General features: G+C 64.8%; 22 protein-coding genes. 3 read left to right on the top strand and 19 right to left on the bottom strand.

Annotation, left to right across the window (positions count from 1 at the left end):
• The first annotated feature begins 78 nt into the window (after positions 1–78).
• Positions 79–1,737 carry an ABC-F family ATP-binding cassette domain-containing protein gene (locus tag MAB_RS12010; RefSeq protein ID WP_005114333.1) on the top strand — a complete coding sequence of 553 codons (1,659 nt, stop codon included), beginning with the start codon at positions 79–81 and terminating at the stop codon, positions 1,735–1,737.
• A 12-nt stretch (positions 1,738–1,749) separates the two neighbouring features.
• Here the strand turns inward: MAB_RS12010 and tyrS are convergent, their stop codons facing one another.
• From tyrS to MAB_RS11995, 3 genes are read right to left on the bottom strand one after another with little or no spacing between them, the layout of a single operon-like run.
• Entirely contained in the window at positions 1,750–3,075 is a 1,326-nt protein-coding gene (tyrS, locus tag MAB_RS12005) for a tyrosine--tRNA ligase (RefSeq protein WP_005091812.1), read from the bottom strand.
• Between the two features lie 12 nt (positions 3,076–3,087).
• Complete coding sequence (locus MAB_RS12000; RefSeq protein ID WP_005091813.1) at positions 3,088–4,137, bottom strand: ADP-ribosylglycohydrolase family protein; 1,050 nt, start codon at positions 4,135–4,137, stop codon at positions 3,088–3,090.
• Positions 4,103–4,720, bottom strand: coding sequence for a DNA-3-methyladenine glycosylase (locus MAB_RS11995; RefSeq protein ID WP_005091814.1), 618 nt, complete (start codon positions 4,718–4,720; stop codon positions 4,103–4,105). The genes MAB_RS12000 and MAB_RS11995 overlap by 35 nt, the downstream gene beginning before the upstream one ends.
• Before the next feature lie 88 nt (positions 4,721–4,808).
• Between MAB_RS11995 and MAB_RS11990 the strand changes: the two genes are divergently transcribed.
• Positions 4,809–5,414 (top strand): TetR/AcrR family transcriptional regulator, encoded by a 606-nt coding sequence (locus MAB_RS11990; protein WP_005058640.1) that lies wholly within the window; start codon positions 4,809–4,811, stop codon positions 5,412–5,414.
• Here the strand turns inward: MAB_RS11990 and MAB_RS11985 are convergent.
• The 3 genes from MAB_RS11985 to MAB_RS11975 all read right to left on the bottom strand — a co-directional run bounded on the left by MAB_RS11985 (position 5,404) and on the right by MAB_RS11975 (position 9,162).
• Positions 5,404–5,607: a Trm112 family protein gene (locus MAB_RS11985; protein WP_005058643.1), complete on the bottom strand. Its 204-nt coding sequence runs from the start codon at positions 5,605–5,607 to the stop codon at positions 5,404–5,406. The genes MAB_RS11990 and MAB_RS11985 overlap by 11 nt on opposite strands.
• 8 nt (positions 5,608–5,615) lie before the next feature.
• Positions 5,616–6,095 carry a hypothetical protein gene (locus MAB_RS11980; protein ID WP_005058646.1) on the bottom strand — a complete coding sequence of 160 codons (480 nt, stop codon included), beginning with the start codon at positions 6,093–6,095 and terminating at the stop codon, positions 5,616–5,618.
• 97 nt (positions 6,096–6,192) lie between these two features.
• Complete coding sequence (locus MAB_RS11975; RefSeq protein ID WP_005079291.1) at positions 6,193–9,162, bottom strand: acyl-CoA synthetase; 2,970 nt, start codon at positions 9,160–9,162, stop codon at positions 6,193–6,195.
• Between the two features lie 143 nt (positions 9,163–9,305).
• On the opposite strand from MAB_RS11975, the gene MAB_RS11970 reads away from it, so the two are divergent.
• Positions 9,306–10,682 (top strand): hypothetical protein, encoded by a 1,377-nt coding sequence (locus MAB_RS11970; protein ID WP_005110852.1) that lies wholly within the window; start codon positions 9,306–9,308, stop codon positions 10,680–10,682.
• On the opposite strand, the gene MAB_RS11965 is transcribed toward MAB_RS11970, so the two are convergent.
• The 13 genes from MAB_RS11965 to pheS form a co-directional block, all read right to left on the bottom strand.
• Positions 10,660–11,214, bottom strand: a complete 555-nt coding sequence (locus MAB_RS11965) for a CinA family protein (protein ID WP_005088913.1) — start codon at positions 11,212–11,214, stop codon at positions 10,660–10,662. The genes MAB_RS11970 and MAB_RS11965 overlap by 23 nt on opposite strands.
• Positions 11,211–11,849, bottom strand: a complete 639-nt coding sequence (locus MAB_RS11960) for a hypothetical protein (protein ID WP_005115239.1) — start codon at positions 11,847–11,849, stop codon at positions 11,211–11,213. Before MAB_RS11960 ends, MAB_RS11965 begins: the two co-directional genes overlap by 4 nt.
• Complete coding sequence (locus MAB_RS11955) at positions 11,846–12,631, bottom strand: hypothetical protein (protein ID WP_005110850.1); 786 nt, start codon at positions 12,629–12,631, stop codon at positions 11,846–11,848. Before MAB_RS11955 ends, MAB_RS11960 begins: the two co-directional genes overlap by 4 nt.
• A 9-nt stretch (positions 12,632–12,640) precedes the next feature.
• Positions 12,641–14,062, bottom strand: coding sequence for an argininosuccinate lyase (gene argH / locus MAB_RS11950; protein ID WP_005110848.1), 1,422 nt, complete (start codon positions 14,060–14,062; stop codon positions 12,641–12,643).
• The gene (locus MAB_RS11945; protein ID WP_005079277.1) at positions 14,059–15,273 is read right to left on the bottom strand and encodes an argininosuccinate synthase; all 1,215 of its coding nucleotides are present in this window, start codon (positions 15,271–15,273) and stop codon (positions 14,059–14,061) included. Before MAB_RS11945 ends, argH begins: the two co-directional genes overlap by 4 nt.
• A 22-nt stretch (positions 15,274–15,295) precedes the next feature.
• Positions 15,296–15,784, bottom strand: coding sequence for an arginine repressor (locus MAB_RS11940; protein WP_005058664.1), 489 nt, complete (start codon positions 15,782–15,784; stop codon positions 15,296–15,298).
• Positions 15,781–16,722, bottom strand: a complete 942-nt coding sequence (gene argF, locus MAB_RS11935; RefSeq protein WP_005110847.1) for an ornithine carbamoyltransferase — start codon at positions 16,720–16,722, stop codon at positions 15,781–15,783. The genes MAB_RS11940 and argF overlap by 4 nt, the downstream gene beginning before the upstream one ends.
• A complete protein-coding gene (locus MAB_RS11930; protein WP_005110845.1) occupies positions 16,719–17,921 on the bottom strand; it encodes an acetylornithine transaminase in 1,203 nt (400 codons plus the stop codon). Before MAB_RS11930 ends, argF begins: the two co-directional genes overlap by 4 nt.
• The gene (gene argB, locus MAB_RS11925) at positions 17,918–18,799 is read right to left on the bottom strand and encodes an acetylglutamate kinase (protein WP_005058672.1); all 882 of its coding nucleotides are present in this window, start codon (positions 18,797–18,799) and stop codon (positions 17,918–17,920) included. The genes MAB_RS11930 and argB overlap by 4 nt, the downstream gene beginning before the upstream one ends.
• Positions 18,796–20,010, bottom strand: coding sequence for a bifunctional glutamate N-acetyltransferase/amino-acid acetyltransferase ArgJ (gene argJ, locus MAB_RS11920; protein ID WP_005079269.1), 1,215 nt, complete (start codon positions 20,008–20,010; stop codon positions 18,796–18,798). The genes argB and argJ overlap by 4 nt, the downstream gene beginning before the upstream one ends.
• Positions 20,007–21,050, bottom strand: a complete 1,044-nt coding sequence (argC, locus tag MAB_RS11915; protein WP_005079267.1) for an N-acetyl-gamma-glutamyl-phosphate reductase — start codon at positions 21,048–21,050, stop codon at positions 20,007–20,009. Before argC ends, argJ begins: the two co-directional genes overlap by 4 nt.
• A gap of 264 nt (positions 21,051–21,314) precedes the next feature.
• Positions 21,315–23,798: a phenylalanine--tRNA ligase subunit beta gene (gene pheT / locus MAB_RS11910; protein WP_005110844.1), complete on the bottom strand. Its 2,484-nt coding sequence runs from the start codon at positions 23,796–23,798 to the stop codon at positions 21,315–21,317.
• Positions 23,798–24,853 carry a phenylalanine--tRNA ligase subunit alpha gene (gene pheS, locus MAB_RS11905; RefSeq protein ID WP_005079261.1) on the bottom strand — a complete coding sequence of 352 codons (1,056 nt, stop codon included), beginning with the start codon at positions 24,851–24,853 and terminating at the stop codon, positions 23,798–23,800. Before pheS ends, pheT begins: the two co-directional genes overlap by 1 nt.
• Positions 24,854–25,006 lie beyond the last annotated feature (153 nt).

The following is a 25,006-nucleotide window of genomic DNA, read 5'->3' as shown; positions in this document are numbered from 1 at the left end:
GCGCGAGTATGCCGGTAGCGGACCCTCTGCAGGAAATTCGGTGGCGATCCATGTGACCGGTTCCGCACACTGGACGGCATGAGCCATGTGCAGCTCGATGCCATCGGCTACCACCTTCCCGACGGCAGAGCACTACTTCACGATGTCAGCCTGCGGGTCGGCGAGGGCAGCAAGACCGCCCTGATAGGCCCCAACGGGACCGGTAAGACGACACTGCTGCGGATTATCGCCGGCGATGCCGATCCACACGACGGAGCCGTCACCCGCGGTGGGCAGCTTGGAGTGATGCGGCAGTTCATCGGTTCGGTTCGTGATGATTCGACGGTCCGCGATCTGCTGCTGTCGGTAGCACCCGATCGCATCAGGCGGGCCGCCGAGCATCTCGACCGCGCGGAGCTGGCACTCATGGAGTGCGACAGTGAGCAGGACCAGATCAAGTACGCACAGGCGCTGGCGGACTGGGCCGACGTTGGCGGCTACGAATTCGAGACTCAGTGCGACGTACACACCACAGCCGCGCTCGGAATTCCGTATGAGCTGGCCAGATTTCGCGGCGTCAACACACTTTCCGGCGGTCAGCAGAAGCGATTGGTTCTGGAATCGCTGCTGGGCGGGCCCCACCAGGTCTTGCTGCTGGATGAACCCGACAACTATCTGGATGTCCCGGCCAAACGTTGGCTCGAGGAGCGGCTCGTGGAGTCGCCCAAGACCATCCTGTTCGTCAGTCACGACCGCGAGCTGATCAATCGCGCGGCCGGGCAGATTGCCACCCTGGAACCCACCCGGGCCGGATCGACGCTATGGGTGCATCCGGGTTCGTTCACGACGTACCACCAGGCACGCGCGGACCGGAATGCCAAACTCGCGGAACTACGACGCCGGTGGGACGAACAGCGGGCGGCGCTTCGCGACCTGGTGTTGATGTACCGGCAGAAGGCGGCCTACAACTCCGATATGGCTAGCCGCCTGCAGGCCGCCGAGACGCGGCTGCGCCGCTTCGATGAGGCCGGGCCGCCGGAGGCAGTTCCATTGCGGCAGAACGTTCGCATGCGGCTCGCCGGCGGACGCACCGCCAAGCGTGCCGTGATCGCGGACAACCTCGAATTAACCGGCTTGACAAGACCTTTCGATACCGAGCTGTGGTACGGCGATCGGGTTGCGGTGTTGGGTGGAAACGGAACCGGCAAGTCGCATTTCCTGCGCCTACTGGCCTGCGGCGGCACCGACCCGGAACTGGACCAGCTGCCGGTCGGCGACATGATTCCCGAGCCGGTAAATCACGACGGGCGGCTTCGGTTGGGCGCGCGGGTGCGTCCTGGCTGGTTCGCACAGACACATCATCACGCGGGGCTGATGGATCGGACGCTGCTGGACATCCTGCATCACGGGGACGAAAGGCGCGCCGGGCACGGGCGTGAGCAGGCTTCGCGAATCCTGGATCGCTACGGGCTCGCGCCCTCGGCAGAGCAGACATTCAGCTCGCTGTCCGGCGGGCAGCAGGGCCGCTTCCAGATCCTGCTGCTGGAGTTGATGGGCTCGACCCTGCTGCTGCTCGATGAGCCCACCGACAACCTGGATCTGCATTCCGCCGAAGCGCTGGAGGACGCCCTGGCAGCCTTCGACGGAACGGTCATCGCCGTCACCCACGATCGGTGGTTCGCCCGAACTTTCACCCGTTTCCTCATCTTCGGCGAGGACGGCAAGGTAAGGGAATCCGTTGAACCCCAATGGGTATAACGGAGCGATCGGCTAGCGGAGCCGCTGCACCCCGGCGATATTGCGCTTGCCGCGGCGCAGCACCAGCCAACCTCCGGTGAGGTAGTCGCCATCGCCCGGGGTCCAATCCTCAGCGTCCACCCGGGTGTTGTTGACGTATACGCCGCCCTCCTTGACGGTGCGGCGCGCAGCACCCTTGCTTTCCGAAAGTCCGCTGCTCACCAGGAGATCCACGATGGTGTCGGGTTCGCCGTCGGCGATCCGCGCCGGTTCGCCATTACCCGCTTCGGTAAGAGCCGCGGTCAGGGTGCCCTCGTCAAGCCGGTCCAAATCGCCGCGGCCGAACAGCGCACCGCTGGCGTGTTCGACCGCCAGCGTGGCGCTTTCGCCATGCACGAGCGTGGTGACCTCGGCTGCCAACCGGCGCTGGGCGGCACGCTCGTGCGCGCGTTCCGTGGTCGCCGTCTCCAGTTCGCCGATCTCTTCGGCAGACAGGAACGTGAACCAGCGCAGGTACCGGACGACGTCAGCGTCGGCGGTGTTGATGAAGTACTGGTACCAGGCGTACGGGCTCGTCATCTCGGGATCGAGCCACAGATTGCCGCCGCCGGTGGACTTGCCGAACTTGGTGCCGTCGGCCGCCGTCACCAGCGGAACTGTCAAGGCATGCACCGACGCACCGTCCTGCTGACGGGCAAGCCGAACTCCGGCAACGATGTTGCCCCACTGATCCGATCCGCCGATCTGCAATGAGCAGCCGTACTTGCGGTGCAACTGCACGTAGTCGTTGGCCTGCAGCAGCATGTACGAGAATTCGGTGTAGGAGATGCCGTCGCCTTCCAGGCGCCGGCGGATGGTGTCACGGTCGAGCATCACGTTGACCGAGAAGTGTTTACCCAGATCGCGCAGAAACTCTAGGGCGGTCAGCTGACCGGTCCATTCAAGATTGTTCGCGACGATCGCTCCGGTTGGGGTGTCGTTGAATTCGACGAATCGCTCCAGCTGCCCACGTATCCGGTCGGCCCATTCTGCGACGACGTCTGTTCCGTGCAGGTTTCGTTCGGAGGTGTCGCGGGGGTCCCCGATGAGGCCGGTGGCTCCCCCGGCCAGCACGATGGGCCGGTGGCCGGCCCGCTGGAATCGACTCAGGGTGAGCAACGGCACCAGGTGCCCGGCGTGCAGACTCGCGGCAGTGGGGTCAAACCCTCCATACACACTGATCGGGCCCTTCGCGATATCGGCCGCGAGCGCGTCGCGGTCGGTCGTTTGCGCGATGAGGCCGCGCCACGTCAGCTCGTCAAGGATGGATGAGCCGCTTACACGAAGATCATGAGTCGGGGAAGCCACGCGGACAATCATCCCCTATGGGGTCTAACGCGGCGGATACCGCTCATCCCAGTCTGGTCCCGGCGGCCCGACGAGGTCGTCGGCGATCGTCGTGATGACCTCGCGCAGCTCGAGCTCGTCGAGCCAATCCTGGGGCAGACTTTCTGTCCCGCACATCGCCCCCAAGATGTTCCCGGCGATGGCTCCGGTCGAATCGGAATCGCCGGAATGATTCACCGACAGCCGGATACCGTCCTTGAAGTCGTGCGCCGCCAGCGCCGCATAGACGCCGATGGCCAGGGCCTCCTCCCCGACCCAGCCACCGCCGAGCCGCGCCGCAATCTGTTCGGGCGTCAGGCGGGTGTCGGCCAGCTCGACGGCACGGCGCAGCGCCCGATATGTCTCCTCGTGATCCGGTTCCGCACGTAGCAGTGCGCTCGCCGTTTCGACCGCCACCGGTATCGTCTTGCCGGCACAGACTTCCGCGATGATCACGGAAAGCGCTGCCGCGCTGAGGTACCCGGTGGGGTGCGAATGCGTCAACGCGCCGATGTCGGCAGACATCACGAAGATGCTGGCGGGGTCTGCGCCCGCAAAGCCGACCGGTGCGGCGCGCATCACCGCGCCGCACCCCTTGGAATTGTTCAGCCGTTGTGTGCGCGAACCGCGTTCCCGCGCAGCCGAGCTGGTGTGTTCCAGTGCCGACAGACAAGTGTGGCCGGGTGCGCGCAGAGAATGCAGTTCGGGGACGGCGACCAGCCACCCGTCGATGACGTCGGCCGGTGGGTGGCCACCCTGAGTATGCAGCCATCGCAGATAGGCACGGTGTGCGATCTCAGCCGGCTCATGATCGTGTATGCGGCGCGCGCGGATCACGGCCTCGGCGGTGAACAGCGTCATTTGGGTGTCGTCGGTGATGAGCATCGGCTGCCCGGCGGGCGGTTCGGCAATACCGTGACGGCCGAACTGCAGCCGGATCTGCTCGATGCTGTCGAACTCGACGAATCCTCCGAGGGCATCGCCGAGGGCGCCGCCGAGCAGTGTTGCGCGTACGCGCGAATCAGGCATACAACCCAGTATCGGGTTGAGGTGCACGGGGACTGCGCCGATAGGCCGACACCTCGGGATACCCGGGCAGCCAGAATCGCCACGGCCGGTCTGCCGCCACGCTGACACCCACCCGCGGGCCCGACAGCGCCGTGCGCTGTCGGTTCAATGTCACTCGCACCGGGCTGCACGGGGAGAAAACGTCGAGACCACCGTCCTCGAGCGTGATCGCGAGCGCCGCCCCGAGGTTCCCGGGTCCGCGCGCCAACCCGGCGTCGTCGCGCGCGGTGGGGCGCCGCTGCCAACACAACGGGGCCCCGTCAACAATCGCCGCGGCGCGCATCAGAACACCGCCGGCCACGCCGTCTGGGCCGCACACCACATTGGCGCACATGTGAATTCCATGGCTTTGATACACATATAGATGGCCGGCGGGGCCGAACATCACCCGGTTGCGTTTCGTGGGCCCGCGAAATGAATGTGCGGCGGGATCGGGCCACGGCCCGTCAGGCACTCCGCCGTAGGCTTCCACCTCGACGATCACGGCAGACACGCCCCGCGATTCGATGGTGGCGCCAAGCAGGCGCCGCGCGGCCTTCACCGGGTGGGTGTTGAGGATTTCGGCACTCACTCCCCGATTGTGCTTGACGCCTCCCGGCTTGCGTCTCCCCGCGCGGCGAGACCCCTGACAAGTCGCGCCGGTCAGTAACGTGATGCCGATGAGTTCGAAACGGCCCGGCCGCCGTCCGGGCACCAGCAGCGCTCGCGACGACATCCTCGCGAGTGCCCGAAAGCTGTTTTCTCTCAATGGGATCGACAAGACCTCGATACGGGCTATCGCCAGCGACGCGGGTGTCGACCCCGCACTTGTTCACCACTACTTCGGCACCAAGCTCGATCTGTTCCGCGAGGTGGTGCAGCTGCCGGTGGATCCCAGTGTGGTGTTGCAGCCGCTGCGTGACGTTCCTGTCGACGAGTTGGGAGTGACGATTCCGCGGCTCATCATCGCGCTCTGGGACTCCGAGCTCGGCGCCAACATGCTGGCGGTGTTCCGATCCGCCTTGACTGGGGCCGATGACGGATTGGTGCGCGTGTTTTTCCGGGAAGTCCTGGTCAACATCATCGCCGAACGCGTCGACAGTCCCCCCGGTAGCGGTGTGCTGCGTGCTGAATTCGCGATCACACAGATGGCCGGCATCTTGGTCGGCCGTTACATCATGGCGATCGAACCGCTGGCCTCACTCACGGCCGAGCAAATCGCCCTGACCGTGGGACCCAATATTCAGCGATACCTGACCGGTGCGCTGCCAAGCATCACGCCGTGAAGCGCTGGTGCTCTTCGTCGGACACCTCGCGGGCCTCGTCCGGCAGCAATACCGGGATCGAGTTCTCGATCCGATAGGCCCTGCGCAGGCGGGGGTTGTAAAGGATGCCGTCGGTATCGCTTCCGACGAGCAGGAGCGTCCCACGATCGACCGGGCAGACCAGGATGTCTAGGAGTGCGGCGTCAAGAGGCATGTCGGTGATCAGCCCAGCGGGATGTTCTGGTTGAAAATTTCCTGGCCACCGCCACCGCTGACACCGATACCCGGCCCCGGGTTGACGTTGGGAGGCCCACCGTTCGGATTGTTGGTTCCGTTGGTTCCACTGATGCCGATGTGGACGGGCTGCTGCGGCTTCTGGGCGGCCTTGAGGAACTGCGTCTGGGTTGCGATGACCGACTTCAACGTGTTGATCAGCGGCATCTGGCTGGGACGTTTGTCCAGCGCGGCCTTGAGCGCGTCGTTTTGTGCCGAACTGACCTGGGCGCCCTTTGCACGCAGCTGCAACGAGGTGCGGACCAGATTGGAAACCTGACCACCGCTGGTGCCCGTCGAGTACTCGTGCGCGATGTCATCCAGGACGTCTGCGCGGGCGGTGCCGGCACCGGGTCCGAGCACCAGGGCGGCGGACAGACCGGCCGTGGCCAGTGCGGTGCCAGCGAGGGCACGTAGGCGTGTCGGCATGACGAGTTCCTTCCGGTTTCGCAGACGTCAGCCTAACAACCCGCCGTCACATCAGCAGCGGAAGCCAACACCTGCGGCGCGCTGACCTCGGAACGGACTACAGCACGGCACCCCGCAACGCCTCATACGTCGCGGCAGTGAGCCGGTGGTAGGCGCCCGATTCCGGGTCAAGATGCCAGGTCTGACGTCCCGGCTTCGGTAACCCTGAAGCGCGCAGGTGGGTGGTCGACGGGCGGTAGGAGGCACTCAACGGCAGATTGGGTACGACCTTGATGATGTCCGGCCGTTCGGAAATCGCGACAGCGGCGAATGCCTCTGCCAGGTCCGCCGGCGACAGCGCCTCGCCGGGGCGCAACACCACGGCCGTCACCGCGACCGTCGTCTCGCCCGTTTCCACCGGATATGTCGCCACCAGATCGATGGCACCCAAGGCGCCCAACGCGTTGCTGGTGGCTTCCGCATAGACCACGCCGTGCGCGGTGCGAATCGCGGTGCCGCGACCGTCCAGCATCCAGAAGTCGCCGTCTTCATCGCGACGGAACAGGAACTCGGAGGAAACCCAGGTGTCGCCGGGCGCGAACACGCCACGCCGCACCGCGGCCGTGGGGTCCACGTCGCCCGGCGGCTTGGCCAGCAGCAGGCCGACCTCTCCGGGTTCGGCGATCTGCACGAAGCCGTCTTCACCCTCGATGATCACGTCCTCGACGGGGTCATATGCGGCCAGCCGAACCTTGCCCCCGCCGGGTAGCGGGCGACCCTTGCTTCCGACCTTGGTGCCCGAGACGTTGGCCAGCACCGCTTCTCCGTCGGTTGTCGCGAAGAACTCGACGACATGCGCCGGGTCGAACTTCTCGGTGACCCGCCGCCATAGGCCCGCGGGCATGCCGGATCCGATGAACAGTCGGACGGGATGATGCGCGCCGAGAGCCAGCGCCGGATCGTCGATGACCTCATGCATCATCGCCCAGGTGTAGGAGACCACGCTGACGCCGTACTGGTGGATCTCTTGGACAAATCGATCCGGATCCAGGCCGCGCGACAAGGCAATTCGAGCACCGCCGGCCACCGAACCGCCAATGCTCACCAACAGGCCGGACTGATGATGCATGGGCGTCAGGCAGTACACGGTGTCATTGGAGCTGAGTGCGGCGGCCGACGCGGTACCGAAGGCGGACAGCGCCCACCGGTGGTTGGTGATCTGCTTGGGCAGCAGCTTGGAGCCGGCGCCACTGAACATCACGAAAGCCAGGTCGCGAGCCTGGCCGGGGTCGGGCCGGTACCAGCCGGGCAGCTCTACCGCGTCGGGATCGATCTTTTCCATGTCGATGGTCGAGCCGTCGTCGGGAATCGACAGATCGCGAGACTCACCACCGCCGAGCACCAGCACGTGTACCGGAAGATCCTGCGCGGCAGGAAGGTTCGGCGGGTCCGTGAGCAGTTCGGAGATCTCCCCCAGCTTGACTGCCACCTCGAGGTCGGCGTCCGGGGGCAGCAGGACGGCGACGGCACCCAGCCGCGACAGCGCGGCGATGGCGACCAGGGCGCTGGGACGGGTCTCCATCAGAATGCCCACCCGCACCCCTTGCCGGACCCCCACCTCGATGAGCCCCTTGACCACGTTGTTGATGCGGCGATCCACCGCCTCGTAGGTGTGCACCCTGCCGTCGAACAGGAAGCACTCGCCATGCGGCGTGCGCCGGGCCTGTTCGGTCATCAAGCGGCCCATGGAGATTCGGGTGTGATCGTGAATCTGCCCCAGTCGGGTTAATCGCGGAAGCGTACGAACCGCCTCGACGGCAATGGATTTCACCGACTTGTTGGCAGCCGCCGCGGCCGCCCCCGCGGTGCGGGCGGCGGTGATAGCCACCTCGGTTGTGGTGCTCAGGCCGTGCGCGACACGGGAAGCCAGCGGAACACCACCGCGATCGAGCTGACCGGCCTCATGCTCGTACATGAGGTCCACCGACGGCGGCTTGGCGGCCTCACCTTCGCGCCATTGCACCCATTGACTGACCGTCGGCCAGGTCTGGGCGACGGCGGTCGAGCCGACCACAAGACCGAAATGGCCGGCGCGGATGAGGTACTCGTAGACATCGGCCTTGGGGGCGGCGCGCAGGATGCCGCGTACCGAGGCCGGCTGGCCAATGTCGTCGACCTCGCCCACGACCGCCAGAACCGGGCAGGTGATGTCGCTGAGGGTGACGACGCGATCGTTGACCGTGAAACCACCGGTGGTCATGCGGTTGTGCACCACAAACTGGCGCAGTAGCTCAGCAATAGCGGGGCCGGACCACGCGATCCACCCCTCGTTAGCCAGGAACTTGCGCTGCTGCTCGCGCGGAAGCAGCGCGTCGCGGTCGTGCAGTTGCCGCAGGAAATCGAGGCGTCCCTTGATGGTCTTGACCGGGTCCAGCATCTGGAATCCGATCCGCGCGGACCACGCGGGTATCGAGAATCGGCTGAAGACATGATCGGCCATGAACTCGGCGATGTCGGCCGAAAGCCCGGCGGGCATACCCATGGGCATGGCGGCGTTGGCGTCTACCGGCGAGCCGAACGTGATGATGCTCGCGATGGTCCGCGATTTGCGCAGTGCCGCAGTCTGATAGCAGAACATGCCGCCCTGCGAGTAGCCCGCCAGATGGATCTGGCGGCCGGTGATGCGATGCACGGTCTCGATGGCGTCACTGACGGCGACGACGTGATCGGACAGTGTGCGTTCCATGCCCCCCGCCATCCGGTCGGGGCTGCCGAAGTCGATGACCCACGGGTCGATGCCGGCCCGGTGCAGGATGCCCACCGCACCGCCGTCCTGGGTGACATCCCACATGTCGGCGGCCATCATCATCGGATGCACCATGAGCACGACGGGCCCGGCATCCTCCGTCCCCGCACCCGGCGCGAAGTAGCGGCGCAGCCGGTACATGGGCACGCTCTCGACAATTTGGTGCGACGAGGCTGTGCTCCCGGTTTCCAGTCCCCCCAGCCGTAGGACCTCCAACCCGTTTTGCGCGGTGGCGGCCAGGCGTGCGACGGGCTTGGTCAAGGAGGAAATGTTGAAGGCCACTGCTGCTCCTTAGATACCGGTCGTCCACCATATTGCCCAGGTGAGGGCCTGCACATCCTGTCACAATGGGCGGATCGGGCAGACCAAATCCCTGTCACCCGGATCGGGGGCGGCAGCCTCACCTGAACCTCTACGATGACGCGGTGGGGAATCTGTTGCTGCGGCCACTACGCCTCTGGGTGATGTATCTGCCTCAGCTGGCTGCGTGTTATCTGCTGGGCCTGCTGGGCCGAAACATTGCGATCGAGTTAGCGGCGCAGTTCGGCTGGAAGAACTATCTGTGGGCGGACCTGCTGATGCCTTTCGCCGGTCTGGCCCGGCTCGGCTCTATCGTCGCCATGTTCCTGGTCCTGCGGTCCGCAATTCCCTCACTGGCCGCCACGCCGAGAGCGTCGTTGAAGAATCTCGATCTGTTCGCAAATGTCGTGCTGCCCTTCTTCGCCATCTACCTGGCCTGGCAGATGTTTGCCGATGACTGGATCGCCTTCGAGAGAAAAGTCGGACTTCACCGAGAGGCCGCGTACGTGCCTGGCCAAGGCAGTGACCTCGATCCATCAAATCTGCCGGTTAGCAACATTGTTTGGTACCTGATCGTGGGCGCCTTTGTGCTCAGATTCCTTCTGAAGGTCAAGCCGATTAAGGAACGCCTGCCCGCATGGTTTGTGCTGATACAGGTCTATTTGGACGCGCTGTGGGTCTTTCTCGTGCTGACGTTTTCTGCGAGCAAGGGGTTGACCTTCTTCCTGAAGCCGGCTTCGTGGTTCAAGGAGCGGCGAGTTGTGGTCTGGGCGGAGACGACGCGCGCGGAGCTCTTCTCCCACTTCCGTCCGCTGGAAATAGTGTGGAACATATTGACCGATGCGTTGAGTACCGCTTTCAGTGGCGCGGGCGTTCCGCTGATCTGGCTGGCCATCGCCGGAATCATCTACGGCTCGTCGAATCAGACGAGTTGGCGCGGCGTGCTGCGGACGGTCGTCGGCGCTCAAGGCGACCTGGTGGCGGACCGGCTGGCACCTACCGCGGATCGTGTGCAAAGCCGCCTGTCCGGCGTATCCGAGGGCGCGCGCAGCAAAACCCGCGAACTTGCCATGTCGCAGTTCGGAAAATTCCGGCCCATAGTCGATTCGGCGCGCTTGGTGTTACATGGCGGCTTTGTGGTGATTGCGACATACGTGCTGTTGTACTTGTGTTTGTCGTGGCTGGATATGGCCGATAGTTTTTATCGGCCCCAGATGCAGATCGGCGGATACCTGACCCGTGGGTTCGCATGGCTACTGGGCCCGCACCCCGACTATTTCTGGACGGGAGTCGGGCCGATCCTGGCCGCGCTCTCCGGCATACTCGTTGCGACACTAAGGGTCTGCTTGATCGCGTCGGTATTCGCGCATTGCGTGGAACGTACCGAGGACCAACTGAAACCTGCGCCCGTCGCTGCTTCAGATGACGTGCTCGACTACCCGGACCCGCACAATCAAAGCCAACTGGCGCCGCCAGGGCCTAGTCAGGGATATTCAGCCTGACCGAGATCCGGTCGCCATCCATGATCTCGACGGCGGTGGCCTGTGTCTGCTCGGGCAGAACGAACGCGAACTGTAGGGAACCGGGTTTGGAGCACATATCCGACGTGCCATCCGGGAATGGGATTCCGCTGTAGCTTTCGGCCAGCCACGCGTGAGTGCCGTCGGTTATTCGTGCCCGGCAGTACACCGCCGGCGCCGGGCCAGACCGCTTGATGGTGACCACGGAGATCTCGGTGCCCTTGGGAATGGCGGATGCGAACGAGCGTGGCCATTTGCCAAGATGACGGATAGCGCCCAACTCCCACGTTTGGCCGTCGATCACTTGCGACTGGCCCGCGGGCACGGTGTGCGCAGGCGTCACGCTGGCCCGGTATGTTTCCCACGGAGCCCGAAACGACAAAAATCCGATTGCGGCAATGGTGACCGCAGCCACCACCGCGGCCACCACATTTCGGAACCACAACTGCGAGAGTAGGTTTCGCGCTCGAGAACGGCGATGCTTGGGGCCGGGGATCTCGTAATTTTCTGTCACGATGCACCTGCCTTGTTGGCGGGCAACGCGATAACCGCTGCGCGTGGGGCATGCTGTGCATCGATGGGAATATCGATCAGCAACGCCGAATCCCATTTGGTCGGTTCGGGTATCGGTTTGGGTTCCTGGTAAATGATGCCAAGCTGCGCGTGTGAGGATCGGTCAACTGAATCAGTAGGCACCTCAAACACGTACACACCCGTGAGCGGAATGAGCGGACTCAAGAGCGCGGCGTCCAATGTCGAGTAACGAAGTCGGTCATCCGGCAAGAAAACCTTGCCGTCGAGGACGAGCCGCGCAGACGCACCATGGGCATCGATCAACGAGGTGACCGTCGCCTTCACCACTATCCACTGCCCTCGTGCCTGCAAATTGCGCGCCTTCGGCATAGCCCCGGTGTGCTTGACCACCGGCGCTATGCCAGCTTTCGTGACAGTTACCGAGAACAGTCGTCCGCTCACCACGGTGCCCGCTGAACCACGCACCTCGAATGGCGCGGCGACATCGGTGGCGTACGGAAGCCGCCGCCAGACAAACACGGAAGCCGCAAGCGTCGCGATCACCACGCAGATGATCACCGCTATCCGCAATGGTGCTGATTCAATACGCGGCCTAGACCATTTCATCGGGTTCATTGTGGAGCCTCTACAGGGACAAGAACTGTCGCGTAATCGTCGGTGTCACGCCAGCTGGCTCCGTAGATCACATAGCCTGCCGCTGCGTATTTACGAAAGGGCACTTTTACTTCGACGTTTGCCCCCGGCTTCACCGCAGTCGCAGGAATGTTCCAAATCACCACTGCGTCCTCGGTCAGCCCAGGCTGCAATACGTACAGCGGTGTCTGGTCATGGAGTCGGAAACTTGTTGGTTTTCCCTTGCTCATCATTTCCGGATCCCAGACATCGGGCACCTCGGGTAACGAGAACATGGCCGAGACACTGCCGGGCATCGAGCCCTTGTTCGTGACCTCGGCGATCACACCCAGATAGACGCGCCCCGGCTTCGCCTTTGCCAGCACGCGGCCGTCGCCAACGACTTCTGGCACGACTCTGGCCTTCTTCACCACGATAACGAATTGATTGTTGTCGAACGGCTGTCCCACGTCGAAGGTCTTCGGCGTTTTATCTACGGTGTCCAGACCGCCAAAACCCGCGGTGGCAAGAATCGCCGCCACGGCCACGACATGCCACATCTGGACAAACTCAAGGTCGTGCCACCAGGACCGGACCCAGGTGGTCAGCCGGCCGACGACCCCCTGCGACGCGGGAGGCTGCTGGCCTTCGGCGGTGGGCGTGGCGGGCGCGGCGGGCGCAAATGGCCCCTCCGCACCGGGGCGGCGCCATACCGCGTTCGGGTCGTCCGGCGTCTCTCCCCCCGGACCGGGGCCCGACAATGTCGGGTCCGGCTCACCGTCCATGGCTGGATATTAGCCTGGATGGCGGCCGTTCTGACCGCGAAGCACGTTCAGACGGGCCAGCACCAGTTCACGCTGCTCCGCTACCCGCTCTGGGGCGGTGCCACCGCGTGCATCGCGCGAGGCGACAGAGCCGGCCGTGGTGAGCACGGCGCGTACATCTCCGGTCAGTTCCGGATGAATGGCTGCGAACTCCTCGTCGGTAAGGTCCTCCAGTCCGACACCACGTGCCTCGGCCACCCGAACCGCCTCCCCCGCCGCCTCATGCGCGACGCGGAACGGAATGCCTTGTCGCACCATCCATTCCGCTAGATCGGTGGCCAGCGTGAATCCGGCGGGCGCGAGCTGCGCCATCCGTTCGGTGTGGAACCGCAGCGTGGCGACGAGCCCCGCCATCGCGGGTAGCAGCAGCTCCAACTGGGACACCGAATCGAACAGGGGCTCCTTGTCCTCCTGCAGGTCCCGGTTGTACGCCAACGGTTGCGCTTTCAAAGTGGCGAGCAAGCCGGTGAGATTACCGATCAACCTCCCCGTCTTGCCGCGCGCCAGCTCGGCGATATCGGGGTTCTTCTTCTGCGGCATGATCGAACTGCCGGTAGACCATGAGTCGTCGAGGGTGACGTACCCGAATTCGGTGGTGCCCCACAAAATGATGTCTTCGGACAGCCGCGACAAATCGATGCCGATCATCGCGAAAACAAAGCCAGCCTCGGCAGCGAAATCGCGTGACGACGTCGCATCGATCGAATTGTCCGCGGCCGCGGTGAAACCCAGATCCAGCGCGATGGCATCGGGGTCTAGGCCCAACGAGGAACCCGCCAGCGCCCCGGCGCCGTAGGGCGAGACGGCGGTGCGCCGGTCCCAGTCCACGAGCCGGTCGACGTCGCGCAGCAGCGGCTGCGCGTGCGCGAGCAGATGATGCGCAAGCAGCACCGGTTGGGCGGCCTGCAAATGAGTCTTGCCCGGCATGATCGCATCCGGATGTGCCCCGGCCTGATCCGCCAATGCCTGCACGACGTCGAGCACGCCCTCGGAGATGCGTCCGGCCGCGTCGCGCAGCCACATCCGAAACAGTGTGGCCACCTGATCGTTTCGGGATCGGCCGGCACGGAGACGGCCGCCGATGTCAGGGCCCACCCGTTCGATCAACCCGCGTTCGAGGGCACCGTGTACGTCCTCGTCGGTATCGGCTGGGACGAACACGCCCGACGCGACATCCCGACCCAGCTGCTCTAAGCCCTCGACCAGGGCACCGAGTTGTTCATCGGTGAGCAGGCCCGCCTTGCGGAGCACTCGGGCATGAGCAACCGACGCCTGAATGTCGTAAGGCGCCAGCGCCCAATCGAAATGAGTGGATTTGCTCAATGCCGCCAGCGCCGGGGCTGGGCCGCCGGCGAACCGGCCGCCCCACAGCGAGCCTTCGTTGGTGCTCACTTGCCCGAGAGGTCCCTCTGCGCGGAGATCTTGGAGGACAGACCGTGAATATGCACGAAGCCCTTGGCGCTGGACTGATCGAAGCTGTCGCCCTCGTCGTAGGTCGCCAGGTTGAAGTCGTACAGGGATTCAGGACTGCGGCGGCCATTGACGGCGATGTTGCCGCCGTGCAGCACCAGCCGGATGTCGCCGGACACATGCTGCTGGGTATCGGCGACAAAGGCCTCCAGTGAACGCTTCAGCGGCGAGTACCAGAGCCCGTCGTACACCAGCTCGGCCCACTTCTGGTCCGTGCGTCGCTTGTAGCGGCCAAGTTCGCGCTCCAGGGTGACGTGTTCGAGCTCCTCGTGTGCGGTGATCAGAACCATCGCACCCGGCGCCTCATAGATTTCACGGCTCTTGATGCCGACCAGCCGGTCTTCGACCACGTCCAGGCGACCCACGCCCTGTGCACCCGCCCGGCGGTTGAGCTCGACGATGGCCTCCAACACGCTGACCGGGTGGCCGTCGATGGCAGTTGGTACACCCTTGTCGAAGGTGACGATCAGCTCGTCGGGTGCGCCCCAGTTCAGGGTCGGGTCTTCGGTGTAGTCGTACACATCTTTGGTCGGCGCGTTCCAAAGGTCTTCCAGGAAGCCGGTTTCCACCGCGCGTCCCCATACGTTCTGATCGATCGAGAACGGCGACTTCTTCGTCACGTTGATCGGAATCTCGTTCTCTGCCGCGAACGCGATCGCCTTCTCGCGGGTCCACGCGTAGTCACGCACCGGCGCCAGTACTTCCAAATCTGGTGCTAGCGAGGCAAAGCCAACCTCGAAGCGCACCTGATCGTTGCCCTTGCCGGTGCAGCCGTGAGCGACGATCCCGCCACCGTGCTCGCGTGCCGCGGCAACCAGGTGCTTGACGATCAGCGGACGGCTGATCGCGGACACCAGCGGGTACCGATCCATGTACAGCGCGTTGGATTGGATCGTGGGTAGGCAGTATTCCTCGGCGAATTCGTCGCGTGCGTCCACCACAACGGCCTCAACCGCGCCGCAGTCCAGGGCGCGCTGGCGCACCACTTCCATGTCCTCGCCGCCCTGGCCCAGATCGATGGCGACGGCGACGACCTCACGGCCGGTCTCCTTGCCGATCCAGCTGATCGCCACGGAAGTATCGAGACCGCCCGAGTAGGCGAGGATTACGCGGTCAGAGTGTTCTACGGGCATTCCTACTTCTTCTTTCTAGTTTCTAGGCAAGCTGTTCGAACTGTGCGGCGAGCTGGGCTCCGGTCAAGGGTTCGCGGGCGATCACCGCAATGGTGTCATCCCCCGCAATGGTCCCGACAACGTCGGGTAATGCGGCGCGGTCGATTGCGCTGGCGAGATAGTGCGCGGCACCGGGCGGCGTGCGCAGTACCGCGAGATTACCGCTGGCGTCGGTGGACACCAGCAACTCCCCCAGCAACCGGGAGAGCCGATCGGTGCCGCCGGACACCCCACGAACTGGACTACCGTCCTCGGGTACCACGTAGACACCCACCCCACCATCGGCCGCGCGGAGCTTGACGGCTCCGAGCTCGTCCAGATCCCTCGACAGGGTGGCTTGGGTGGTATCGATGCCCTCGGCGGCCAACAACGCGGCCAATTCGCTCTGGCTGCGCACCGACTGGGTGGACAGCAGCGCGATGATGCGCGCTTGCCGCCCGGCTCGGGTATCGGCCGCGTGCGAGGCAGTCATCGTCGGTTCTCCAGTAACCACACCAGCAGCGCCTTCTGGGCGTGCAGACGGTTTTCGGCCTCGTCCCACACCGCGCTGCGCGGGCCGTCTATCACCCCGTCCGTGATTTCATGACCGCGGTGAGCGGGAAGGCAGTGCAGGACAACGGCTTCGGAATCCGCCAGGGCAAGCAGGTCCTCGTTCACCTGGAACGCCCGGAACGGCCGTACCCTGTCGAGCCCATCGTTCTCCTGCCCCATCGAGGTCCAGGCATCGGTGACCAGCACATCGGCCCTGGCCACGGCGGAGCGCGGGTCGGCGGTGACCGACACCGAAGCACCCGTAGTCGCGGCCACCTTCTCGGCCTCGGCCACGTATTTGGCGTGTGGCGCAAACCCGTTGGGCGCGGCGATGGTCACGTGGATACCGGCTGTCACCCCACCGAGCATCAACGAGTGGGCCATATTGTTGGCGCCATCACCCAGGTACGTCAGACGAAGCCCATCCAGCGAGCCCTTGCGCTCGGCCAGCGTCTGCAGATCAGCGAGTACCTGGCACGGATGAAAATCGTCGGAGAGGGCATTGACAATGGGTACGGAGGCACCACTTGCCATGGCGGTCAAGCGCTCCTGCGCGTAGGTACGCCACACGATGGCTTCCACGTAGCGCGACAGCACCTGCCCGGTGTCCTCCAGGGTCTCTTCGCGCCCGAGCTGAGTCGTGCGGCTATCGACGACCACCGCGTGCCCGCCCAACTGCGCGATACCCATTTCGAACGAGAATCGGGTTCGCGTGGAGTTTTTCTCGAAGATGACGGCTACCCCATGCGGCCCCTCCAGCGGGCGCCGCGAGAACGGCGCCTTCTTGAGTTCGGCTGCCAACGTGAGGACTTCGGCCTGTTCGGCAGGTGAGAGGTCGTCGTCCCTCAGAAAATGGCGAAGTGACTTCGACTGAATCATGCCTGCTCCTGTTCTGCGGCGGTGTCGAGGATTCCCGGCAGCGCGGTGACAAATTCCCCGATTTGTTCATCGGTGATGATCAGCGGTGGCGCCAGCCGCAGCACATCGGGTGCGGCGGCGTTGACGAGGAACCCGGCCTCGCGCGCGGCCGTCTCGGCGGCCTTGGCGCGTTGCTCCGTCAAGACGATGCCGAGAAGCAGTCCCGCACCGCGCACCCGATCGACCAACGGATGGTTGAGTTCTTCAACGGAATGACTCAATGACTTGCCCGCCGCGGCGGCATGGTCGACAAGGTCCTGTTCGTCGAGCACGCGCAGCACCGCCAATGCCGCTGCCACGCAGACCGGATTGCCGCCGAACGTGCTGCCGTGCATGCCAGGGGTGAGTAAGTCGGCTGCCGCGCCGGTGGCGATGCATGCCCCGATGGGGAGCCCTCCGCCCAGGCCCTTGGCCAGGGTGACGACATCAGGGGTGATACCGGCCTGCTGATGCGCGAAGAACGTTCCGGTGCGGCCGATTCCGGTCTGCACCTCGTCGAGCACCAGGAGCGCGCCATGGCGTGCGGTGATCTCGCGCACCCCCGCCAGGTAGCCCTCCGGTGGCACGACCACGCCGCCCTCACCCATGATCGGCTCCAGGAACACGGCGGCCGTGTCACCGTCGACAGCAGCCTCTATGGCGGCGAGATCGCCGTACGGCACATGGAGCACACCCGCCGGTAGCGGTTCGAATGGTGCCTGTTTGGCCGGCTGGCCGGTGAGCGCCAGCGATCCCATGGTCCGGCCGTGGAAAGCCCCTTCGGCCGCTACGACTTTGGTGCGACCGGTAAGACGGGTCAGTTTGAAGGCGGCCTCGTTGGCCTCGGTGCCGGAGTTGCAGAGAAAGACCCTGCCGGGCACCCCCAGCCGGGCGACCAGCGCCTCGGAGAGTTCGATGGCCGGCCCTGTCGCGTACAGATTCGACGTGTGGCCCAGGGTGGAGAGCTGTTGGGTGACGGCGTCGATGACTGATTGGTTGCGGTGCCCCAGCACATTGACCGCGATACCGCCCAATAGATCCAGATACCGCTTGCCGTCAACGTCGGTAACCACGGCGCCCTCGCCCTCGGCGAGAACAATCGGCGGTGTGCCGTAGTTGTTCATCATGACGTGCTCCCAGCGCTGCTGTGCCCGGGAGGTGCTGTCTGGTGCTTCGGTCACGACTTACTCCTGATGATTGTCCCGACGCCCTCGTCGGTGAACAGTTCGACCAGCACGCAATGCTCGACACGCCCGTCGATGATGTGGGCGCTGGGCACCCCACCGTCGACGGCTCGCAAGCAAGCCTCGATCTTCGGGATCATCCCCGATTCCAGCTTCGGTAGCAGCGACCGCAGATCTTCGGCCGCGATCTCCGTGACCAAGGACTCTCGGTCCGGCCAGTCTGTGTACAGGCCTTCGATGTCGGTGAGCATCAGGAGACGTTCGGCGCCAAGGGCTTCCGCGAGCGCACCGGCTGCTGTATCGGCGTTCAGGTTGTGTACCACGCCGTCCGCATCCGGCGCCACCGTCGAGACCACCGGGATACGGCCGGCGTCGATCAGGTCGAGAATAGCCTCGGGACTCACCTGTGCGACATCACCGACCAATCCGATATCGGTCTCGACTCCATCCACCGTCGCGGTGCGCCGGACGGCCGTGAACAGCTGCGCGTCCTCACCCGTGATCCCGACCGCATACGGTCCGTGGCTGTTGATCAATCCGACCAACTCGCGGCCAACCTGGCCGAATAGCACCATGCGCGCGATATCGAGCACCTCCGGCGTGGTGACGCGGAACCCACCCTTGAATTCACCGTCGACACCGAGTTTTTTCAGCATCGCGCTGATCTGCGGGCCTCCGCCGTGCACGACGACCGGGTGGATACCACAGTTGCGCAGAAACACCATGTCTTCGGCGAAGGCGTTCTTCAGCGCGTCGTCGGTCATCGCGTTACCGCCGTACTTGATGACGACGATGGTGCCGTGCAGCTTCTTGAGCCACGGGAGCGCGCCCGCCAGCACAGCGGCCTTTTTCGTGGCCTTCTTGGTTGCCTTCACGAGCTGTACGCCGAGTTCTCTTCGACATAGGCGTGCGACAGATCGGTGGTGCGGATGGTTGCCGACCGGTCTCCGGCACCAAGGTCGATGAGTACCTCGACCTCGGGCCCCGACAGGTCGATCTGGCGGGCACTCGGCAGCCCGGTGCAGTTGGCACACACAAGATTTCCGTTGAACGACACCGTGACTCGATCTGGATCGAGCTCTACCGGCGCCATGCCGACCGCGGCCAACACCCGCCCCCAGTTGGGGTCGGAGCCGAACAGGGCCGTTTTCACCAGGCTGTCGCGAGCGACAACCCGCGCGGTGGCCACCGCGTCGTCCTCACTGAGAGCACCGGTGACAGTGATCAAGATCCGCTTGGTGACGCCCTCGGCGTCGGCCTGTAGTTGCGCGGCGAGATCGTCACACACCTGGAACACCGCCTCGGCGAATTCCGCCGCGTCGGGCGTGATCTCGCTGGCCCCGGAAGCCAACAGAAGTACGGTGTCGTTAGTGGAGCAACTGCCGTCGACATCGAGCCGGTCGAAGGTGCGTGCGGTCGCCAAGCGGAGCGTGGAATCAAGTTGTTCGGCCGGCACCGCCGCATCGGTCGTGATGACCACCAGCATGGTGGCAAGGGACGGGGCAAGCATGCCCGCCCCCTTGCCCATGGCGCCCACCGTCCAACCGTCCTTGTGATGCAGCGCAACCTCTTTGGGCACGGTATCGGTGGTCATGATGGCGTGCGCGGCGTCGGTTCCACCGCCCAGTCCCCCGGCCAGTTCGTGCACGATCTCCTGTACCCCGGCCAGCACCTTGTCCATCGGCAGTCGATCACCGATCAAGCCGGTGGAGCACACCGCGACCTCAATGGCACCGGTCTGCGTTCCCCAGTCGCTCAGCGTCTTGGCGACCTCTTCGGCGGTGGCATGGCTGTCCTGGAATCCTTGCGGTCCGGTGCAGGCGTTGGCCCCACCCGAGTTGAGAATCACGGCACGCAGGCGGCCCGTCGTGAGTACCTGCTGTGACCACAGCACCGGGGCGGCCTTGACCTTGTTGCGGGTGAAGACGCCCGCCGCGGCGTAGTCGGGGCCCTCGTTGAATATCAGCGCAAGGTCCGGTTTTCCGGAAGCCTTGATACCAGCGCTGATTCCGGCGGCCTTGAAGCCCGCGGGTGCGGTGACGCCTTGCGTGCGCACGAGCCGTGAGATCACAGTTTCGTTGGTCACGGCGCCACTCCCACGATGGACAGCCCGTCGGCCTCGGGCCAGCCGAGGGCGAGGTTCATGGACTGGATTGCGGCACCCGCGGTGCCCTTGACCAGGTTGTCGATAGCGGCGACGGCAACCAGCACACCGGCATCGGGGTCGACCGCGAGTCCGATGTGTACCGCGTTGCTCCCCACCACCGCCTTCGTGGTGGGCAAGTGCCCCTCGGGCAGCACGTGAATGAACTCTTCGGTCCGATAAGCGTCCTCGTAAGCGTCGCGTATCTCCGACAGGGAGGCCGTGGTCGGCGCCGTACAGGTGGCGAGAATGCCGCGGGGCATCGGGATGAGAACCGGCGTGAACGACACGCTCACCGGACCACCCGACGGATGCTTGAGCCCCTGAGCGATTTCAGGGGTATGCCGGTGGGCGCCGGCGATGTTGTACGCGCGAGCCGACCCCATCACCTCGGAGGCAAGTAGCTCGGCCTTGGGGGCGCGGCCCGCACCGGTGGTGCCGCTCACCGCCACCACCGTGACCGATGGCTCCACCAAACCGGCGGTCACCGCGGGCGACAGGGCCAGCAGTGCCGCAGTCGGGTAACAGCCCGGCACCGCGACGCGCTTGGTGCCATGCAGCGCATCCCGGCCGCCCGGAAGCTCAGGCAGCCCGTACGGCCAGCTTCCCGCGTGCTTTGACCCGTAGTAACGCTCCCATGCCGCGGCATCGGTCAGCCGGAAATCGGCACCGCAGTCGATGATGAGGGTCTGCGGGCCCAGTTCCTCGGCGATCTTTGCCGAAGATCCATGCGGTAACGCCAGGAAAACCACGTCATGCCCCCGCAACAGCGTGGAATCGGTGGGCTGTAGTTTGTGGTCAGCGAGCGGCGTCAGATTCGGGTGGTGCTCGATGAGGCTGCTGCCGGCGTTCGAACCGGCGGTCAGCACTCCGATACGCAGACGGCCCGCGGTGTACGCCGGATGTGCCAGCAGCAGGCGCAGGATTTCCCCGCCTGCATATCCGCTGGCACCGGCGACCGCGACCGAGAACCCAGTAGTCATGAGACCAATTCTGTATCATTATGCACAAGAGCGCAAATATATTCGGCAAGCCTTCGGCCACCGCCGGTCAACCTCAACTTGAGCTAAACGGTGTAATGCGCGGTGCCCACAGTTACGGTGAGGTAGCTGGCGCAGATCGCCGGCAGTCGAGAACGAACGAGAACGAGTACGAGAAGGGAGCCTTCCATGTCGGATCGTGCCGATCGTCAGCGCCAGGAGCAGCACCGCGAGCAGGCTGACCAGCGCCGAGGACAGTAAGACCTGCTAAGCGCGTTGGGCCGCCCCCACGCGCTCAGCCGCAGAAGCCACCGCCGCCACCCGCGCGGCGGTGGCTTCGTCTTCTGTGAGAGTTCGGTCCGCCGCCCGGAAGCGCAGCCGGAAGTTCAGAGATTTGTTGCCCTCGCCAACCTGCGGTCCGGTGTAGACCTCCACCAGCCGCACATCCTCGATCAGCTCCCCCGCGCCATCACGCAGCGCTTCGGTGACGGCATCGGCCGGGACCGTCTCGGTAACCACCAGCGACACGTCTTGGTGTACCGCCGGGAAGGGCGAAATCCTCGGTGCCGGAAGCGGATTGGCAACAGGAAGCGCGTCAAGGCTGAGCTCCAGGGCGCAGGTCCGCTTCGGCAGGCCGAGACGCTCGATTACCGCAGGATGCAGCTCTCCGGTATGCCCGACAATCTGGCCGTCGACCACGATCTCGGCACAACGCCCCGGATGCCACGGCAGTTCCTCACCTGCGCGCAGCGCTATGTCGACGTAGGCAGCACGCCCGATGACCCGGGCCGCCTCCAGCGCGTCGGTGACATCGGCCGTGCGACCACGTCCCCACGGCCCGCTCGGCTCGCGCGCACCGGCCAGCACCAGCGCCACGTGGACCGGTTGTGCGGGTAGCGATTCGAGCAGCGCATGGAGCTCGGCCTCCGAAGGTCGACCGCTCACGTCGAGCAATGGAATCGCCCGGGTGGTCTCCGTCGGCCGCACCACCTGGCCGATGGTAAAGAGCGCAACGTCGGCATTTCCTCGGGAAATGTTGCGCGACAGTGCTTCCAGCACGCCCGGCAACAGGGTGCTGGCGAGCTCCGGGCGATCCGATTCCAGTGGATTGAGCACCTTCGTGGTGTGACGGCGCGGGTCGTTGTCATCCAGACCCCACGCGTCGAACACGCCGGCAGGCAGGAACGGCATCGGCAAGATCTCTGTGTAACCGTTCAGCGCCAACGACTTCCCTACCGCACGACGACGGCGCTGCACCGGCGTGAGACCTCCGCCTTGCGGTGCCGCGGGCAGTATGGAGGGAATATCGCTGAGACCTTCAAGGCGGAGCACTTCCTCGACCAGATCGGCGCCTTCGGTGATGTCCGGGCGCCAGCTCGGCGGCGTCACTCGCAGTGTGTCGCCCTCGACGACCACTCCGGCGCCGATTTGGCGCAGCCGTCGTTCCACCACGCCGTCCGCATAATCGACCCCGGCGATCCGCGCCGGAAGATCGGCGGCCATAACAATCTCTGGCCGGGCTTCGCTGTCAGCACGCCAGTCCGTGAGTTCGGCAGGTGCGGTCCCGCCGGCGATATCGCACAGCAGAGATGCGCAGCGATCAAGCGCGGCAACGGATATTGCAGGATCCACGGAGCGCTCATAGCGACGCCCCGCCTCGCTGTGCAGATGAAGCCGGCGTTGCGTGCGCAGCACGGCCGCCGGATCCCACACCGCGGCTTCCAGCAGCACATCGGTGGAATCCTCCCGCATCTCGGTGCTGCCGGCGCCCATCACGCCGCCGATGGCGGTGACACCCGCATCGTCGGCAATAAGCACGTCGCCGGGTTCGAGTCTGCGCTCCAGATCGTCCAGCGTGACCACCGTTTCGCCGGGTGTTGCGAACCGTACTCGGAAATCGCCACGGACATGCGTCTTGTCGTGCGCATGCATGGGGTGCCCGATCTCGAGCATCACGTAGTTGGTCGCGTCTACCGCGGGCGAGATTGCCCGGATCCCACAAAGCATCAGTCGCCGCTGTAACCACCAGGGCGAGACCGCGGCCGGATCGATGCCGACCACAGGCCGCAGCCCGAAGCGCTTCACTCCGGTCCCGGCATCGATATGTACGGGTAACGACGCCCCTTCCGCCGGAAGAGGCTGTACTGCAGCGGGGTCTACGAAGTTCAGGTCGTATGCGCAGGCCAGATCGCGAGCCAGCCCGCGGACAGACAGACAGTAACCCCGATCGGGCGTGATGGACAGATCGTAAATGGCATCATCCAGTCCCACCACCGCGATGGCATCGGCTCCGGGCGCCGCGGTTTCCGGTGGCAGCACCAAGATGCCCGGCGATCCTGACGATTCGATGCCCAGGCCGAGCTCGCTCGTAGAGCAGATCATGCCATCGGACGTATGCCCGTATGTCTTTCGCGTCGCGATCGTGAAGTCACCCGGCAGCGTGACGCCCGGAAGTGCCACTACAACTAGATCATCGACCGCGAAATTAGAAGCACCACACACGATTTCACGAGGCTCGGCCTCGCCAACGTCAACCAGGCAGAAGCGGATCGGCTTCTTGAACTCGGTGAGTTCGGTGATCTGAACAACTCGTCCCACCACGAGAGGCCCTGTCACCGGCCCGGGGATCACGACCTCTTCGACCTCATGGCCAATGCGAATCAGGGTTTCTTCGATATCGGCCGCACTGGCGGTGAACTCCGGGGCACCGACCCGCAACACCTCAAGCAGCCAGCTGTAAGGAACTCGCATCAGGCACTCACTCCGAACGGCAAGCTGAAGCGGACGTCGCCCTCGATCATGTCGCGCATATCGGGAAGCCCATTGCGGAACTGCAGGGTGCGCTCCAATCCCATGCCGAACGCGAAGCCACTGTACTCGCCGGGGTCAATACCGCTGGCCCGTAAAACATTCGGATTCACCATGCCGCAACCGCCCCATTCGACCCAGCCCGCACCACCCTTCTTGTTCTCAAACCAGACGTCGACCTCCGCGGAGGGCTCGGTGAATGGGAAGTAGTGCGGCCGCATCCGTGTGTGCGCCTGCGCCCCGAACATCGCCCGGGCAAACGCGTCAAGGGTGCCCTTGAGATTGGCCAAGGTCAGTCCCCGATCCACGGCGAGCCCTTCCACCTGATGGAAAGCGGGCAGGTGGGTGGCGTCGATCTCGTCGGTACGGAAGGCGCGTCCCAGCGAGATCACGTAGACCGGCAGTTCACGTGCCAACAGCGTGCGGACTTGTACCGGCGAGGTATGTGTACGCAAGACCTGCCGCGAGTCTTCCGGCGCGATGTAGAAGGTGTCCTGCGTGCTGCGCGCCGGGTGGTCGGGCAGAAAATTCAGGGCATCGAAGTTGAAATGCTCGGTTTCGACCTCGGGGCCGTCCGCCACTTCCCATCCCATCGCGATGAAGGTGTCGGCGATGTTCTCCGACAAGATCGTGATGGGGTGGCGGGCCCCCAGGGGCTGCCTAGTCGAGGGCAATGTCACGTCGATGCGTTCCGCGACGAGTACCGCGGCGTCGCGTTCGGCACGCAGCGTCTCCAGCCTGTCGTCATAGGCCTGCTGCGCCTGCGTGCGAGCCGCGTTGACGAGCTTGCCGGCCTCGGCCCGCTGGTCCTTCGGGAGCGAACCCAGCGCCTGACGAGCCTGCGCCAGCGGCGACTTTTCTCCGAGATGGTCGATCTTCGCCTGCGCGAGGCCATCCAGGTTGTCGGCGGTATCAAAGGCAGCGCGAGCAGCATCAACGGCAGTTGTCAAAAGTTCCGCTGAAGACTCCGCCGAAGGGTGCTGGGTGTGATCGGCCACGGATGCCGATCATAGGGTAAGCCGGTTAGCCACCTTCCCGTCATGTCAGTCGGGACATTCGGGACGTCAGGGCACAGCCATCCGGTGAGCGCGTGTCTGGCCGGCAATCAATCCGATCATGACTGCGCCGCCCGGTGACGATCATGCGTTCAC

Source organism: Mycobacteroides abscessus ATCC 19977 (assembly GCF_000069185.1).
GTDB lineage: Bacteria > Actinomycetota > Actinomycetes > Mycobacteriales > Mycobacteriaceae > Mycobacterium > Mycobacterium abscessus.
Note: the sequence above shows the minus strand (reverse complement) of the source record. Positions and strands in the feature narration are given on the sequence as shown.